The sequence below is a fragment of the Pedobacter gandavensis genome (assembly GCF_032678465.1).
GTDB lineage: Bacteria > Bacteroidota > Bacteroidia > Sphingobacteriales > Sphingobacteriaceae > Pedobacter > Pedobacter gandavensis_B.
This window is the reverse complement of record NZ_JAVTSK010000003.1, coordinates 1-15,966: the sequence shown is the minus strand read 5'-3', so window position 1 is coordinate 15,966 and position 15,966 is coordinate 1. Positions and strand designations below refer to the sequence as shown.

The 15,966-nt window shown below is 35.9% G+C and carries 15 protein-coding genes; 6 read left to right on the top strand and 9 right to left on the bottom strand.

Going from position 1 to position 15,966, the window contains the following annotated elements; genetic code table 11:
- Positions 1–3 precede the first annotated feature (3 nt).
- Both R2Q94_RS06200 and R2Q94_RS06195 read right to left on the bottom strand, forming a co-directional pair.
- The gene (locus tag R2Q94_RS06200; RefSeq protein ID WP_316820581.1) at positions 4–3,210 is read right to left on the bottom strand and encodes a TonB-dependent receptor; all 3,207 of its coding nucleotides are present in this window, start codon (positions 3,208–3,210) and stop codon (positions 4–6) included.
- Between the two features lie 35 nt (positions 3,211–3,245).
- Positions 3,246–3,809, bottom strand: a complete 564-nt coding sequence (locus R2Q94_RS06195) for a discoidin domain-containing protein (RefSeq protein ID WP_316820580.1) — start codon at positions 3,807–3,809, stop codon at positions 3,246–3,248.
- 233 nt (positions 3,810–4,042) lie between these two features.
- On the opposite strand from R2Q94_RS06195, the gene R2Q94_RS06190 reads away from it, so the two are divergent.
- The gene (locus R2Q94_RS06190) at positions 4,043–5,491 is read left to right on the top strand and encodes a HAMP domain-containing sensor histidine kinase (protein WP_316820579.1); all 1,449 of its coding nucleotides are present in this window, start codon (positions 4,043–4,045) and stop codon (positions 5,489–5,491) included.
- Positions 5,492–5,494: 3 nt separating this feature from the next.
- Here R2Q94_RS06190 and R2Q94_RS06185 read toward each other — a convergent pair whose 3' ends face one another.
- On the bottom strand, positions 5,495–6,211 hold the full coding sequence (locus R2Q94_RS06185) for a response regulator transcription factor (RefSeq protein ID WP_316820578.1): 717 nt from the start codon (positions 6,209–6,211) through the stop codon (positions 5,495–5,497).
- A 107-nt stretch (positions 6,212–6,318) separates the two neighbouring features.
- Positions 6,319–6,807, bottom strand: a complete 489-nt coding sequence (locus R2Q94_RS06180; protein ID WP_316820577.1) for a YdeI/OmpD-associated family protein — start codon at positions 6,805–6,807, stop codon at positions 6,319–6,321.
- 129 nt (positions 6,808–6,936) lie between these two features.
- Between R2Q94_RS06180 and R2Q94_RS06175 the strand changes: the two genes are divergently transcribed.
- Complete coding sequence (locus R2Q94_RS06175) at positions 6,937–7,278, top strand: VOC family protein (protein ID WP_316820576.1); 342 nt, start codon at positions 6,937–6,939, stop codon at positions 7,276–7,278.
- 210 nt (positions 7,279–7,488) lie between these two features.
- Positions 7,489–7,743 (top strand): DUF4180 domain-containing protein, encoded by a 255-nt coding sequence (locus R2Q94_RS06170; RefSeq protein WP_316820575.1) that lies wholly within the window; start codon positions 7,489–7,491, stop codon positions 7,741–7,743.
- 4 nt (positions 7,744–7,747) lie between these two features.
- On the opposite strand, the gene R2Q94_RS06165 is transcribed toward R2Q94_RS06170, so the two are convergent.
- Positions 7,748–8,209, bottom strand: a complete 462-nt coding sequence (locus tag R2Q94_RS06165; RefSeq protein ID WP_316820574.1) for a nuclear transport factor 2 family protein — start codon at positions 8,207–8,209, stop codon at positions 7,748–7,750.
- A 36-nt stretch (positions 8,210–8,245) separates the two neighbouring features.
- The gene (gene lepB, locus R2Q94_RS06160; RefSeq protein ID WP_316820573.1) at positions 8,246–9,436 is read right to left on the bottom strand and encodes a signal peptidase I; all 1,191 of its coding nucleotides are present in this window, start codon (positions 9,434–9,436) and stop codon (positions 8,246–8,248) included.
- A 318-nt stretch (positions 9,437–9,754) separates the two neighbouring features.
- On the opposite strand from lepB, the gene R2Q94_RS06155 reads away from it, so the two are divergent.
- Positions 9,755–10,603: a DUF5694 domain-containing protein gene (locus tag R2Q94_RS06155; protein ID WP_316820572.1), complete on the top strand. Its 849-nt coding sequence runs from the start codon at positions 9,755–9,757 to the stop codon at positions 10,601–10,603.
- Positions 10,604–10,845: 242 nt separating this feature from the next.
- Here R2Q94_RS06155 and R2Q94_RS06150 read toward each other — a convergent pair whose 3' ends face one another.
- The 3 genes from R2Q94_RS06150 to R2Q94_RS06140 form a co-directional block, all read right to left on the bottom strand.
- Positions 10,846–12,066 carry a TCR/Tet family MFS transporter gene (locus R2Q94_RS06150; RefSeq protein ID WP_410478526.1) on the bottom strand — a complete coding sequence of 407 codons (1,221 nt, stop codon included), beginning with the start codon at positions 12,064–12,066 and terminating at the stop codon, positions 10,846–10,848.
- A gap of 98 nt (positions 12,067–12,164) precedes the next feature.
- Positions 12,165–13,040 carry a helix-turn-helix domain-containing protein gene (locus R2Q94_RS06145; RefSeq protein ID WP_316820571.1) on the bottom strand — a complete coding sequence of 292 codons (876 nt, stop codon included), beginning with the start codon at positions 13,038–13,040 and terminating at the stop codon, positions 12,165–12,167.
- A gap of 1,087 nt (positions 13,041–14,127) precedes the next feature.
- Positions 14,128–14,604, bottom strand: a complete 477-nt coding sequence (locus R2Q94_RS06140) for an RNA polymerase sigma factor (RefSeq protein WP_316820570.1) — start codon at positions 14,602–14,604, stop codon at positions 14,128–14,130.
- 217 nt (positions 14,605–14,821) lie between these two features.
- Here R2Q94_RS06140 and R2Q94_RS22175 point away from each other — a divergent pair, with 217 nt between their 5' ends.
- Together R2Q94_RS22175 and R2Q94_RS06135 are read left to right on the top strand one after the other, a co-directional pair.
- Complete coding sequence (locus R2Q94_RS22175; RefSeq protein ID WP_410478525.1) at positions 14,822–15,052, top strand: SMI1/KNR4 family protein; 231 nt, start codon at positions 14,822–14,824, stop codon at positions 15,050–15,052.
- A 204-nt stretch (positions 15,053–15,256) separates the two neighbouring features.
- The gene (locus R2Q94_RS06135) at positions 15,257–15,562 is read left to right on the top strand and encodes an antibiotic biosynthesis monooxygenase (protein WP_316820569.1); all 306 of its coding nucleotides are present in this window, start codon (positions 15,257–15,259) and stop codon (positions 15,560–15,562) included.
- The last annotated feature ends 404 nt before the right edge of the window (positions 15,563–15,966 follow it).

Sequence of the window (15,966 nt, the reverse complement as noted above, 5' to 3'; positions counted from 1 at the left end):
TGTTTAAAAATTAGCGGTGAAACCCAGGGAATAATTAGCGGTAAGCGGATAACGGGTACCATTATTGGTTAAGAGTTCTGGATCCCAAAGTTTAAACTTGCTGAAAGTATAGACGTTATAACCTGTTACGTATATTCTTAAACGTTTAATGCCTATCGACTTAATCCCCTCTTTAAGGTTGTACCCTAGATCAATATTCTTTAATCTTAAAAAGCTGATGTCACGTTTCCACCAGGTACTTGACTGGTAATTATTATTATTGGTGTTATAAGATAATCTAGGGTAAACGGCATTCTGACGTGGATTATCTACCGTCCAACGGTCAGTAGCCACAGCCAGCATATTGCCTTGTCCGCCAGAATAGGCAAACGAAAGGATGTTCATTAAAATATCGGCATTATCCTGTCCCTGGAAGAAGGCACCAAAATCAAAATTTTTATAGGTTAAAGAAAAACCAAAACCATAGGTGGTAGTTGGCATATCTCCCCTACCGATTATAGTCTTGTCGAAATCGTTTATTTCACCATCCCCATTCATATCCCTGTATTTAATATCACCGGGCATAAGGGTACCAAATTGTTTAGGGCTGGCATCAATTTCGGCCTGATTGTCGAACAATTTCTCTGCAATAAATCCAAAACGGGTCGCGGCTAAGATGTTGTATCCCCGTTGCTCCATCCATGGATAAGCTTTAGGTGCCTGATCATTTTCAATAACTTTGTCTTTGTTATAAGTATAATTCGCCCTGAAGTTGATGGATAAATCCTTGTTAAATTGGGCATTGTACTCGATTGTACCATCTATACCCTTATTCTTTACCTCTCCAAGGTTCCCCAAAGGAGTATTGGCCAGACCAATATAATTTGGTACTACCCCCCGACTAATGAACGTACCTTTCCGATGTTCTTTAAATACGTCAACGATAATCGAAAGGTCGTTTTGTAAGGTTTTTAATTCAAAGCCGAGATCTTGTTTTCGTGTTTCTGCCCAGGTTACATCCACTCCATAGGCTGTAATTCCTAAACCTGAAACGCTATTCTGTCCCGTTTGTCCGAAAGTATAGCCTGGAATGTCTGTATTGCTGATTTTGGTCAGGTAGAAGAATCGATCTGCTTCATTCGATACATAATTTGCAGTACTTCCTCCAGATCCTACGATACCATCGGAGTACCGAAACTTAACCATTTGAAAAGTGTTTTTTAACTTTTCGAAGAAGCGTTCATTGGATAATAACCAACCTACTCCAAACGCTGGAAATGCACCGTAACGTTTGCTTGGTGCAAAATTTTCTGATCCATTATAACCCAGATTAAATTCAGCAAAATACCGATTGTCAAAGGCATAGGTAGCACGGGTAGCCACTCCTTGTAACCTATAAGGTAGGGAAAGTGTTAAATTCCCGGCAAATGGGTTGGTGTTGTCATTCTGATTATAAAGTACCAAACCTGAAACCGCATGCTTACCGAAAGTACGGTTGTAATTAATTCCCACCTCAGCATAGACTTTCTTGTCTCCACCATTACCATTGGCATAGTTCAAAAAGTCTTGTCCTTGTAATACTAATCCATACTTATAGCCTGAAGATGGGTCGTTGGCGGTCATATAGGGATCATTAGGATTAATCCTGTACAAGGATTCTCTTCTTATTCTGTTGATTCTGTTCTCATTTTTAACATCGAAGGAGAACATCCCTGTGATAGACAAACCAGGGGTAATCTCTTTTAAATCCTGAGTTAAACGCAGGTTGGAGTATAGTTGTGTATCATATCCAATCCGATATCCATTTCTGGTAATATCCCCATAAGGATTACGTTGATCTGCTTGTGGACTAATTCCAGGCAGACTACCATTTGGATACAAGATGGGAAATGAGGTTGGATTGATTAGAAAAGCCTGGCTAAAAATATCCTGTGCATTAAAATTGCTAGGAAAATCAGTCTGCGATAAAACACCCTTTATTCCCAGATCCAACTTTGTTGTCCCGGTAATGTCCCAGTTTAAATTAGAACTTACATTGAAACGGTCGTAGCTTTGTTTGATCTTTTTATTATCCGCTTCATTGGTTTTAAACAATCCACCTTCCCCATAATACCCCAGGGAAACATAATATCTCGCATTACTGACGCCCCCAGATAAATTAGCAGTAGCTGTCCGGTTTTGTCCAAAATCATTATAAATTGCATCGAACCAATCTACATTTGGATACAAGATCGGATCTGTCTTATCAGCTGTTTTTTGAATGGCATCCAGACTGAAAGCAGGATTAAAAGCTCCTGCGGCACCACCTCTTAGGTATTCAGTATATTTCGCCTCATTTGCCAGGTTCATATAATCTATACCATCGATTAATTGTGGCTTACGGGTAAACCTGCTAATTCCCTGGTAAAAATCTACAGAGATCTTTGGTACACCGGTTTTACCTTGCTTTGTGTTGATGAGTATCACTCCGTTTGCACCACGAATACCATATACTGCGGTGGCAGCAGCATCTTTAAGCACAGTGAAATTTTCCACGTCATATACACTAATGTCGTTCAGGTTTCTACCCGGAACACCATCAATAATGATTAAAGGACTTCTGTCGCCGGCCGATTGAGAAGTAATACCCCGGATAAAAATGTCAGATCCTGTTGCTCCAGGCTCCCCATTTCGGGTCACGTTAATCACCCCGGGAATACGCCCAGCCAGCATCTGACTTAAACTGGATACGGGTTGCTTTAAATCTTCCACACTTACCGAAGACTGTGCACCTACCAGGCTTTCCTTCTTCTGTGTCCCAAAACCTACGATAGCGATCTCTTTTAAATCTTCTCCTCCTTTTGGTTTCATTTGTATCGTTAATGTGGTTTGTTTTCCTACCGGAATTTCCTGGGTTTCATAGCTGACATAGCTGACAATCAGAACTGCATGCTCATTGGGTACGGTGATGCTAAAAGCCCCATTTACATCCGCAGCAGCAGTAATTGTAGAACCTTTAACTCTAATCCCCGCACCTGGTAAGGGTAATCCCTTTTCATCCTTTATAATACCGCGAACCAACATATCAGCATTTGGTTCTGTGGCGGAGACACTTATAGTTACATTAAGCGCAGACACTGATGCTGAAGCATTTATGCAAGCTCCCATAGTCATAGAAATGACCATTATCCCAGGGACATAGTCCCTTGACAACAGCGCTCTTCCAATTAACATTCGTAATTTTTTTCTCATAATTTTATCTTTTGGTTTGTTGGTTTTTTGATCTGTTACTGTTGATCTTCGGGAACCTCTATCAATCTCCATTCGCTCAATTGGAACAATGAGCCAGAACCTATTGATGAAATGCTAAGGCGGTAATATTTGTAGGAAGTGATGTTCTTGAAATTAAAGAATCTGGTTTGCTCACGACCAGCAAAGACTTCATTTTCCCTGGTATCCAAAGTTGTCCAAGTAGTACCATCATTGGATGCTGTCAGTTTCCAATTCTTTGGATCCCTTAGCGGAGCATCTCCTCCAGAGGTCAATGAGTAAGAAGCCACTTGTTGGCCTTGGGGAAATTCCAGCTGCATATAGAAATCAGGAGCATAGGAAAAAATTAAGAACTTGGTGTTTATATCATCATCCACTACTTTTTTAGAGCTTTCCGAACTCTCTATCCCATCTCTATTTTCTATGCTAACACTTAGGTTCCCTTTGGAGGTGACATCTACCTTTGCCTTCCAGGTAAAAAGTTCGGTTTTTGGATAGTCTTGCTTTTCACAACCCGAGCACAGCGTGGCGGCAAGAAAAAGCACTGGTGATGCTACCCTTGGTAATTTTAATAAGTTCATACAAGTTTGGTTTTTGGTTAATTTTAATGATTTTAGTTTGAGATTACTTGGTCATTAATGTTTCATTTTTCTCGTTTTAAAAGCAGGTAAAAGGTTTTAGGCTTTTTGATAAATAAAAACATTTCAATAAAAATAGGCTTTGACGGATCTCGAAGTTGTTAAGGAATACTTAATGAAATGTTAATGTTCATTTTAAAACAATTTCCCAGCATAAAACAATTATTTTAGCATAAATGACCTTGAATAAAATACAACCATCTCCCATAGCTCATAAAATTATTGCGCTGATTAGTCTGATTATACTCTCCTATTTGCAATTCAATCTGATTTATACTACCTATAAATTAAAAGACAAACAGTATATCCTTAAGGAAAGCCGGATTATAGAAGGTGATTATAAGGAGGTCGTTCGTAACGACAAGCTTTATCCGGGAGGACAGAAAATTGTTGACCTCATTATTTATAGAAATATGGCGGCACTAGAGTATGCCTATTATCATCATCCCGGTGATTTTGCCACTCTAAAACAAAAAGTATGCGATACTATAGTCAGGGACTTGCAATTAAAGAGCAACATGGATAGTGTTTTTAGCGCTATTTTAAAAAAGAACCATCTAGATCGTGATTTAAAATATCTTTTGATCATAAATGACATTGCGATCACCTTTGATGGAATAAATTATATTTCATTGTACAAACCAGAAAACGAGAAGCTATCCTATTTGGCACCCGACATTCAAAATAAATATGGGATTGCCATAGATGGCAGCCTTAAGAATCCTACCAATCAAAATCATACGGCGGGCATCATGGTTAGCTCCCCCACACCAAGAAGCTATTACATGGGCTTTTCGATACATGTAGATTACGACAACCGGAAAGTGATTATCCTGAAGTCTATGTCCTTTACCCTATTACTATCTATATCTTTTATTTTTTTAGTGATCAGCATCTACTACTTTACTTATAGAAATTGGTTAAGACAAAAGAAACTTTCGGATATGAAGTCCGATTTTCTAAATAGCATTACTCATGAATTTAATACACCCATTGCCACTATTTTAGTTGCAAATTCTAGTATTCGAAATAAGGAAATTATTGGCGACCAGGCAAAGGTTTATCCACTTACAGAGGTGATCCAAAGGCAAACCCAGCGACTCCAAACTTTAATCAATCAGGCGCTTGACATTAGCCAAATGAATAAGCATACCACGGAAAAAGAAATTTATGAGATTGGTTCCCTTTTAGAGGAAGTAATCAACGACTATAAGCTAAAAATCACCGAAAATGCAAGTATCATTTACAATTTTGAGGGGCTTCATGCTTTTGTGTTATTAAACAAATTTTCATTGACCACCATGCTTTATAATATTTTCGACAATGCGTTAAAATATAACAAGCAACAACATAAGAAAATTCATATCGGGGTGACAGAACATGAGCAGAAACTGACTCTATGGATTAGGGATAATGGTCTGGGAATGGATAAAAAACTATTAAGATCAATATTTGATAAATTTTACCGTGGTCAAAATGAAATTAAAACCCGAGGACTGGGCTTAGGCTTGTTTTATGTCAAACAAACTGTAGAAGCACATCACTGGGAAGTAAGAGTGACGAGTGCCCCAGCCCATGGCAGCGCATTTTGTATCACGATGCCCCTGGAAAAAGAAAAGTTTTAACCTTTAATTTTTTAAGAGTTCTGCAATACTGAATATGTAACCAACCCCATACACATTCTGAATACTAACCTCTGAGGAATGATTTAAGGCCTTGCGCAATCTGGAAATGAATACATCCAGACTTCTACCGAGAAAATAATCATTCTCTCCCCAGAGTTCCAGAAGAATATCTGCTCTTTTTAAGATGCGATTTTGATGTAAGAACATATATTCCAGCAATTGCGCTTCACGAAGGGTTAAAGAAATCGAGGAGTTATTAGGTAAAAATAACTTTAGCAGGTCCTTTTTAAAGATTAAATCTCCCATCCTCAATTCATTACTGGTAGCTGATACCTCTTCGGTAACATACAGCGGTTCATTCCTTTTTAAGATGTTTTTTATTCTTAAGACAAGCTCATCAATATCAAATGGTTTTACGATGTAATCATCTGCACCAATTTTCAAGCCCCGAAGTCTGTCATTCTTCTCATTCCTTGCTGTAAGAAAAATAAAACTCTGGTTTTTATTCAATTTTTTGATTTTCTCAACCAGTTCAAAACCATCGGAATCCACCAATTGAACATCAACAATCAGCATATGAAATTTTGAGATTTTGTAGGCATCAAATGCATCATGAGCATTAAGACACCATGTTACTTCAAAGCCTACCAGTTCTAAGTACTGCTTCACTACATTCCCAAGATCCCGTTCATCTTCGACAAAAAGTATATGTTGTTTCATTGCTTCATAAGAATAATATTAACACAACCAGTTAACAGGTAAACTTAGCCACAGTAAACATATTCAAAAAAAACAATTGAAGCATAGCAGATTGGGATAAAATTTATTTAAAGCATTTTTTTGCCTATAAAAGAACTTTTACCCAACAAAAAATCAACAGCTCTTTTAATGTTTCGATTTCTGCTTTCCTCTGTTTTTAATGAAGAAATGTATCGTAATATTTCCTTTTGCATATAAGGATTTAGATGATCAAATCTAAACTTTGCTTCTAAATTATTATTGAGAGCCTCTATTAACTTTGGGTGTGGCTTAATCGTTCTATCTGATGGATCAAATTTAATGGTTACTTTAATCGTTTCTCCTATACGTTTCGGAGAATTTTTAAGCATTATTGTATTAATATAAAGTCGCCATAGACCACTATATCTGAGTAGGGTTTGTTGATAAGGCAGGTCATTTACAGTTCCCACGACTGGAATAGGCCCCTTCGTTTTAGCTGCCTGAATAAAAATCTCCATCAAAATCATTTCTGGAACTTGAACATATGGATTAATTCCTATAATTTCTAAGCTGGCCCGGAAGGAATAGGTTTTCATTTGCTATTGGTTGATTTTCATTTAGAGCATTACAAAATTATCATTTCTTTCTTATTTAATTAGACCGTACCATCAGAAGTTATGTTCCTAAAATGATTCAAAATGAAACATTATGATTAAATTAACCACATGCAAAACAACCACATCAATTATATTGAATTTCAGGCTTCAGATCTCATTGCAATAAAGCGTTTCTACCAATTCTCATTTAATTGGAGTTTTACTGATTACGGACCAGAATACATTGCTTTTTCAGAAAGTGGACTTGATGGGGGCTTTTTTAAAAGCGACTCGATCGTGAAAAACGGTGCGTTGGTTATTCTTTACCACGAAAACCTTGCTCAGGTACAGGATAAAATTATTGAAGCAGGCGGGCAAATTTCTAAAGATATTTTCAGTTTTCCAGGAGGAAGAAGATTTCATTTCCTTGACCCAGCCGGAAACGAATTGGCGGTCTGGTCGAATACATAAATAAGTTCTCCTTACTTTCAGGTACCAAATCTTACACCTAAAAATGCTTCGTTTAGTAAAGCGAGGCGTTTTTAGATTTGCAATCTTTGTTTTTTAACATTTAATAACGAATATAGTTGCCATCAAAATGGGGGAATAAAAATTGTAGAAGTTGTTTCTGATTCTTTTGTCATCACCAATGCCGAAGAAAGTCTGTAGCTGATAGTTGATTTGTATTATCAGGATTTTGACAAGATTATTATTCATGAGCCTAGTATCCTACCTGATTTTTTTGATCTGAAAACAGGTATTGCCGGAGAAATGCTGCAAAAATCCTCCAATTACAGGGTTCAGTTGGTTATCGTTGGTGATTTCATTAAATATCCAGGAAAGCCGATTAAAGACTTCATTTACGAAAGCAACAAAGGCAGGCAGGTCAATTTTCTGAGTTCTGTTGAAGAGGCCGTTGAACGACTATCTAAATAAGCAATTATTGATGTCGTTCACTGTCGTGATATTGCCAAAGCACATTAATAATTTTCCATGAACCATTCAACTTTATGAGGTGCATATAGTCGATCCAATCATCTGCAATAAGTTTAATTGATGCAGTTCTATCGGAAATATCAAGAAACCGGACTTCCTTTTTAGGAACTACCGGAAATTTATCTTTTTTCTTATTATAGCTTTCGGCTAAGAGCACCATCGATTCAGGTGTCGTTTCCCTCAGGTACTCTTTACCTGTTCCCCTATCTTTCCAAAAAGTTCGCTTCACCATCCTTGAATGTAAAGCCCTATCCATCTGTGCGGGATTGGGCGTATGCTGCGATTCAATATAATCTAAAACAGCAGCTCTTACGTCTAAACTGTCTTGTTTCGTTTGACCAAAACAGCTTGCATTCACAGCTAATAAAACGATAGAAAACAGCAAAGAATTGAATCTTAATTTCATGAACATTTGGTCTGGTTTTTAATAACTATAAAACTTCTAATTAATTCCTTTCAGCAACCTGTTCCATCTGATTTTATGGAAAAAAGAACCCTCTTTATCCCAGCTCATCCAAATTAACAATGCTTTACCCACCACATGATCTTCAGGTACAAATCCCCAATATCTCGAATCGATAGAATTATGTCGATTATCGCCCATCATCCAGTAGTAATTCATTTTAAATGTATAAGTATTTACTGGTTTATCATTGATGTACCAGGCATTTCCTCTCTTTTCTACTTTATTTCCTTCGTAAGTTCTAATTGCTCTATAATACAGTGGCATTGTGTTGCTATCCAATTGAACCGTCCACCCTGCCGCAGGAATTTTTATAGGACCAAAATTATCGACATTCCATTTCCGATTTGAATCCAGTGGGAAAAGATCGGCATCATTAACCGTTTCCGGCTTCACATTTAAAGCCACGGATTTAATAAAATCAAATGTTTTCAATTTATCTATCATTTCAGAGGTGGCATTTGCTACATAGGTAAAAGGATCTACCTGCTCCATTTCATTAACAGTAAAACCCAGTTCCTTAAACACCTCAAAGTTGATATCAGCTATTTTTAGCTGAATTTTATAGGGCATTTGTCCAGTGTTTTTTAGAGGTTCTACTTTACCATTCACACTGAGTATGCCGTTTTTCATGCTGACTACATCACCTGAAATCCCAATACATCTTTTGATGATATTTTCTCTTTTATCAACTGGCCGACTTGTTACTGTGTATTGACTGTTCACACTTTTCCAGCCAAACTGGCGGACTAAATTATAATAACTCGGCTCTTGATTTTCCAATGCAACGGTATCTCCAACGGGTAAATTAAAAACCACCACATCATTTCTCTTAATTTCGGATAATCCTGGTAAACGACGGTATTTCCATTCAACGCCATCCCAATATGCTTTTGTTCCCGTAATCGGCATGGTATGATGTGCAAAAGGAAATGCAACCGGTGTCATAGGAATTCTGGCACCATAATTCACCTTACTCACAAAAAGGAAATCACCAATCAAAAGAGATTTTTCCATTGAACCGCTGGGAATGGTATAGGCCTCAATAAAAAACACCCTAATTAAAGTTGCTGCAAGTACAGCAAAAATTATGGCATCAAACCACTCCCGTGTTTTTGTTTTTTTACGGTTGTTTACAGCAGACTTATACGAAAACATTCTCCAGCTCATTGATAACAGTTAATTGGATTTGTACTACGTCACTCTTCTAGTCTTTTTAGAGAAAAAATCCTTTGCAATGTTACAATAATGAAGCTTTTAGAGAGCCCATACTATCAAATGACAGTAATTAATAGCAGGTACAAGTATATTTACAAAGAACTATTTACTTCATTCTATGCTTCCAGATAAAGAATAAAACCAATTGAAGGCATTAATGATTTTTATACGCTAATGATCTCAGCAAACATATTTTTAATATATTCGTCATTAAATTACAAGAAACCGTACACCTATTGATTAGATAGCTGTAATATTTAAAAACCATCTATGTTAAAATTTTCCATTCAAAAACTACAAATTCTTCCATTTTTTTTACTTTTCTTCCTAAATTCCTTCTCTCAAAACAAAGTAAATGTTGTCTTAATTGGAACCTATCATTTTAATAACCCGGGAAATGACGCCATCAAAACAGTGGATAGAGACATATTATCTAAAGAGAATCAAATTGGATTAGAGAAAATTACAGATTTAATCATAAAAAAATACAAACCTGATCAAATTTTCGTAGAAAGCAATTATCGAACAAAAAAGGAACTTAATGGTCATTATCAACTCTATTTAAATGATCAGTTTTCATCCTTTACGGACACCATAAAAAACGCTCGCAGTAAACGATTTTATACGGAAGGTGAGACTTATCAACTGGCTTTTCGTTTAGCGAAAAAATCAAGTAATAAGGAGATTTATCCTATTGATAGTTTAATGAATATGCGATTTGATTTATTACAAAAAATAATAAAATCAAATCCAAAAAGTAATCAGATTTTTGAAGCGAAACTTGCAGAGTTAACCAAAAAAAGCAATGAATGTATGGCACAAAAAGACCTGAGAGAGGTTTTTAAAAGCTTAAACACAGATAAAGCTTTAAATGAGAATAAAGGATTTTATATTTCCTTTGCTAACACTATTGGGTTAAATGAAAACTATCTTGGATCGAATTTAGTTGCTGATTGGTATAAAAGAAATCTAATAATGTATGCAAACATTCAGAGTCAGTTAGCGGAAGAAACTAAAAATATCGTGATTTTGGTAGGTACTGGTCATGCTGCTATAATGAAGGATTTCATAAAAAATGATGATAAATTTAATTTAATTGAACTAAATACCATTTTATAAAATCCATAAGTTTTTGGAATGCTACAAATCCTGATTATAAATTACAAAAAGCCGTTCTTCTTTTCAGAACGGCTTTTTGTATGAAATTTGGTGGTTCCTAAAAATGAACCTTCCGCCCATTTTTAAAAGAATTCGGGATTTAGATGACCAATATTTCCCAAATCAATTTCATAAACAGATAAATCGCAATAGAATAAGACATTGACACAAAACAAATAGCGTTAGTGATTATAATTTTCAAGTTATTTTTTGCCTTTTCGTTGAAAAGTTAAGTATACAATAATTACACTAATAGCCATCAAGACTGATGCAAGGAAAAATGGAGCTCCTGAAAACTTGAAAGGAGCTTCATCATTTGTGAAATAATAAAACAAATTTGTCATCAATGGTGGGGCTATAATTGAAGTGGCACTCACTAAACCTGTTAAGGCTCCTTGCAATTCGCCTTGTTCAGTTGGTAGAACATTTTTAGAAATTACTGACTGAATTGCAGGACCACATATACCACCCAGACTGTAAGGGATAAGGAAAACAAACATCATCCATCCTTGATTTGCAAATGCAAATAATAACAATCCCATAGCATAACACATCAATCCATAATAAATGCTTTTTTGCTCTCCAAACTTAGGTGCTGTCCATCTGATTAAAATTCCCTGAACCAATCCGAGCAACAATCCAAGCAGCCCGAGAGAAATACCAACCATTCGCTCTGTCCAACCAAATTTATACATGGTAAAGAAATGCCAATTGCTCTGTACAGCATGCAGACCAATATAAATCAATATCAGAGCGAAGACCAAACCTGAAGTTTCAGGGTGCTTTCTTAAGAATTTAAAGGATCCAACGGGGTTTGCACGTTTCCAGTCAAATCCTCTACGTTTATCTTTATCTAAACTTTCTGGGAGGATAAAATATCCGTACAAAAAATTTAACAAGCATAACGCAGCTGCAGCATAGAATGGAGCCCTTGCATCATAATGGCCTAGTAATCCTCCAACCGTTGGACCTATAATGAATCCAAGCCCCAAAGCAGCTCCAATCATACCAAAATTTTTAGCCCTATCTTTATCAGTTGAAATATCAGCTATATAAGCACTTGCAGTTGAGATGCTAGCACCTGTTACTCCGGCAATGACCCTTCCTAAAAATAACCAACTAATAGATGGAGCAAAAGCAAGAAATATATAATCTATGGCAAATCCAAAAAGAGAAATTAAAATAATAGGACGTCTTCCATATTTGTCACTAAGGTTGCCTACCACTGGCGAAAATATAAATTGTGTAATAGCATAGGCGAAACCCAGCCAACCACCATATTTGGCAGCTTCAGTAATATCACTACGAATAAGTTCTTTAATAAGTTTTGGAACCACCGGAAGTATAATTCCCCATCCAGTAATATCAATCAGCAGGGTTACAAATATGAATCCAATAGCTGCTTTTTTAGTTGAATTTTTCATGGTGTAAAAATAAACAGAGCCTGAGGCTGTTATTTTTACACATTCTTGGTAGTTACGTTCAATTTGTAAGATAACCAGAATATGTGCTCAAGTATTGACTATTGCCCATTTCTAAATACACCTGGCGAAATTCCGGTGATTCTCTTAAAAAACCTGCAGAATAAACTTGTTTCTCCAAAATTTAACTCGTTACTGATCTGCTTGATTGAAAAACCAGAAGATTTGAGTAATGTTTTAGCATGTATGATCATAGCATGATCAACCCATTGCAAAACTGATTTCCCTGTTTTTTGCTTTAGAAAAGTAGAGAGATACTGAGGGGTCAAATGAAGCTTTTCCGCATAAAATTTAACACTCCTTTGCTGGGTTGCATACTTTGAAATCAATATGTAGAAATCGTCGATGATTTCATGCCTGCGGTTCTTCACTAAACTGTTATTCTGACTCAGACCTGAATAGGCTTCAGAAATCATATACATTAGCGCAATAACAAGATGTCGCAGTATTTCAGATTTCCTGGGGCCCTGTTTTTCATGATAGAAGCTTTGTATAAGTTCTACCAGTTGATTCTTTAGCTTCACTTCTTCATTTTGAAGTCTGACTACAGGCTGCCATCGGATTTGATTGTTCATTACAAATTCGCGTAGGATTGGAAACGCAGCAATAAAATCCAACGAAAGACCAATGGTTACTATTTCGGCGTTTTTACTCAGTGATTTTGTATCTATCATCAATTTCGGTTGTAAAACTGCAATGTCGCCTGCCTCGATTTCGTATTCTAAAAAATGTATTTGGGCTTTCATAGAACCTTGTATCATAAAGCCTAGCAGCAATCCATCAAATAAACGACTGTGCTTAGTATACTCCTTTTCGGGGTAGTTCTGCTGATGTAGAACAACTATCCCTTCCATCTTTTTGGAAGAATCAATGTTGTACAGGTTATAGACATTGTCCAACGTTAAGAATAGCGCCATGTTCAAATGTCGGAAAAATGAACATTTATAGCAAAAATTGGCTGTTCAATATTAACTGTAAACTCATAAAAACGAGGAAAAGAATATTATTGCCATCATTGTTCCTTCAGTAGGCTGTAAGTACAAAGCCGAAGATGTAAACAATGTAATTCTAAGGAATAAAACACCTAGTTACTAAAGATGGAATGACTTAAGTATGTGCAAAAACAGTTAACGAAATATATCATTCAGAATCCCCAAAGCTTCTCGAACCATTTCATATCTGATTTATGTTTAATAGCTGGTTTGACTAAAAAATGATAGCACAATAATCAAGCCTTTACGCATTTAGTTTTTTTATTGCTTTGCCGTATCTTAACGAGCGTTATAAATTCCATCGTAAGCCCGAGGCCTGTAAAAAGTCCTTTGATTAAATCTGATAGTAACAGGTAACGACATATTATTGCCGTAATAACAATTATTAGCAGACCGATAATAAGATATGTTAAAGCGGATTTAGAGATATTGTTACGATTCATATTATTGGAGTTGTTTTAAGATTTTTTCTAATTGTTGACGTATAGCATTTAGTTTTTCTTGATCTTTTCTGAAATTTCTCCGCCTTACTACAAACCACATAATGAGTAAATAGACTAAGCTCAGCATGCCCACCGCTATGAACCATATTGTATTCTTAATCATAAGCTCATGTAGGTACAGTAATAGGCCTACCGAGCACAGCAACATAATGACAACCTGTGTTTTTTTATAGTAATAGATTTGGTTTTGTCTGGTTTTCTCAATAAAAGCCAGGAACTGTGTGTGGCTGCAATCGTCAAGCTGATAAAAACGTTTCTGCGACCGGATATTAGTAATTGCAAGTAGAATACTTGAAATCGCTATTAATCCTCCCCCTATGTAAGTAGTCGGTAGTTTAAAATCAACAATACATAAAATAATGATGATAAGACATGAAAGCAAGAACGATGAAATTATAACTACCCATTTACCTCTCAACTTTTGTCGTCTAAAATTTCTGACAATATGTAATATGTCATTAGAACTTGGCAACATATCTGTTTTTGCAGTATGCCAAATGGTTTTAAGATCATCTAAATTGTCCATGCTCCTTAAATTTTTGAGTCAATTTTTCTTTTATGCGGTGAATTTTTACCCGTACATTTCCATTACTCAACCCTACAACAGCAGCAATTTCAGCCTGAGGTAGGCCTTCCAGCTCCAAAGAGATAATGATGCGCTCTGTCTCCCCAAGTTCAGCGATACATTGATATAAAAAATCAAGTTTCTCTTCCTGCGACTCCTCAAATGATTCAGCTAAGTTAAAAGGCAGTTCTGTAGGAGGCATACGTTTTGTAATCTCTATGGCTCGAAGACACTTATTTGTAGCTATTCTAAAAAGCCAGGTACTAATGTGCGACTGGTTGCGAAAACTTGATAAGTTCATCCATGCAGAGATAAAGGTATCCTGAACTAAATCCCTGGCATAATCTATATCGTTTGTATATCCGCGGCAAACTCTGAATATTTGTGGAGCATAACGCTTGTATATATCTTCAAAATTCATTACACTAACTACATTAGTTTTAGGAGATTTTTCATTTGTGCCAGGTTAGATACAAGACCATATTAAATGTTACAATAAACAAATCTAGGTCAGCTCTATGATGTATTCTTTCCTCTTTATTCCACTGCGGGATACTTACTAAGCAAATATTCATTAACTTAAACTTTCTTAAACAATATCCGTTTTTCCATGCTCAAAAATGTGCTAAAAAGAATCTATGAAATCTGGGGATACTCAATTGTCAAATAAACAAATTGAATCTAATTGTAAAGGAAACGATCCTCCAAAAATTGATAATATAGAATCAACTGAAAAAAATCTCGGCATTAGGCTTCCACAAGATTATAACGACTTTCTTTTAATATCTAATGGATTTTCGGCAACAAGAAATAATTCTGAACCCAGATTTGAAACTGTAGAAAGTACTGATTATTTAGTCAACATTTGAAAAACAAACTAGTTCCTAAAAAGCACCTCATTTGGTATGACAGAAAATCCTAGATCCAGAAAATTTTGGACTTAAAATGAGTTTGATGTATTACTAAGAGGCAAATGATGCTTTATTATGTTTAACAATTTGATAAATGAACCTTAAGGCAGCGCGCGCTATATTAGTATAATTTCTATATTGCAATGTACTAACACAGCCAACATGATACTAGAAGCAGCTTTCTTATATATTAAAAAAGGACAAGGCAATGAGTTTGAGAAAGATTTTATTCAGGCTGGGCAATATATAAGGTCAATATCAGGTTATATCAGACATAGTCTACAAAAGTGTTTAGAACAAGATGATAAATATTTATTACTCGTTGAATGGCAGGAATTAGAGGATCACACAATAGGGTTTAGACAATCTGAAGCATACACCCATTGGAGAGAATTATTACATCATTATTACGACCCTTTTCCGATCGTTGAACACTTTCATAGCGTTATTGATTCAAAGGATAATTGACTATAGGCAGCACTCATTAGCGAACCGTTTGATTGGAATGGTGGAAACCTTTTGGGCACTGTTGTCAAGCATCTAGAAGGCAGAAGCTTAGTCATAGATTTGATGAGATGATGTAACCTCCCTTTTTTTGAACTGGTTTAGATTTAGAAAAAAAATAACGCTATACTTTAAGGTCAGTAGGATTCTAAATTTTTGATAGTCAATTTTATCTGAAATTAATTTGCCATTGACCAGAACTCGTTTATAAGAAGAAATACTAACCAATGATACTGCCGAGTCTTTCAATGCAAAGGATAAAAGTTCCGGGGGAACTTCCAGAGACATAATATTCTTTCTCTTCAGACTTCCACAATCTACGCTTAAAATTCTCTTTCACCAAAGATTCCATTTGGTCCGCTTTAATC

Excerpts from the sequence above, each read along its gene's own strand:
- R2Q94_RS06200 (WP_316820581.1), bottom strand. The coding sequence starts at position 3,210 with ATGAGAAAAAAATTACGAATGTTAATTGGAAGAGCGCTGTTGTCAAGG.
- R2Q94_RS06195 (WP_316820580.1), bottom strand. The coding sequence starts at position 3,809 with ATGAACTTATTAAAATTACCAAGGGTAGCATCACCAGTGCTTTTTCTT.
- R2Q94_RS06190 (WP_316820579.1), top strand. The coding sequence starts at position 4,043 with ATGACCTTGAATAAAATACAACCATCTCCCATAGCTCATAAAATTATT.
- R2Q94_RS06185 (WP_316820578.1), bottom strand. The coding sequence starts at position 6,211 with ATGAAACAACATATACTTTTTGTCGAAGATGAACGGGATCTTGGGAAT.
- R2Q94_RS06180 (WP_316820577.1), bottom strand. The coding sequence starts at position 6,807 with ATGAAAACCTATTCCTTCCGGGCCAGCTTAGAAATTATAGGAATTAAT.
- R2Q94_RS06175 (WP_316820576.1), top strand. The coding sequence starts at position 6,937 with ATGCAAAACAACCACATCAATTATATTGAATTTCAGGCTTCAGATCTC.
- R2Q94_RS06165 (WP_316820574.1), bottom strand. The coding sequence starts at position 8,209 with ATGAAATTAAGATTCAATTCTTTGCTGTTTTCTATCGTTTTATTAGCT.
- lepB (WP_316820573.1), bottom strand. The coding sequence starts at position 9,436 with ATGAGCTGGAGAATGTTTTCGTATAAGTCTGCTGTAAACAACCGTAAA.
- R2Q94_RS06155 (WP_316820572.1), top strand. The coding sequence starts at position 9,755 with ATGTTAAAATTTTCCATTCAAAAACTACAAATTCTTCCATTTTTTTTA.
- R2Q94_RS06150 (WP_410478526.1), bottom strand. The coding sequence starts at position 12,066 with ATGAAAAATTCAACTAAAAAAGCAGCTATTGGATTCATATTTGTAACC.
- R2Q94_RS06145 (WP_316820571.1), bottom strand. The coding sequence starts at position 13,040 with ATGGCGCTATTCTTAACGTTGGACAATGTCTATAACCTGTACAACATT.
- R2Q94_RS06140 (WP_316820570.1), bottom strand. The coding sequence starts at position 14,604 with ATGAATTTTGAAGATATATACAAGCGTTATGCTCCACAAATATTCAGA.
- R2Q94_RS22175 (WP_410478525.1), top strand. The coding sequence starts at position 14,822 with ATGAAATCTGGGGATACTCAATTGTCAAATAAACAAATTGAATCTAAT.
- R2Q94_RS06135 (WP_316820569.1), top strand. The coding sequence starts at position 15,257 with ATGATACTAGAAGCAGCTTTCTTATATATTAAAAAAGGACAAGGCAAT.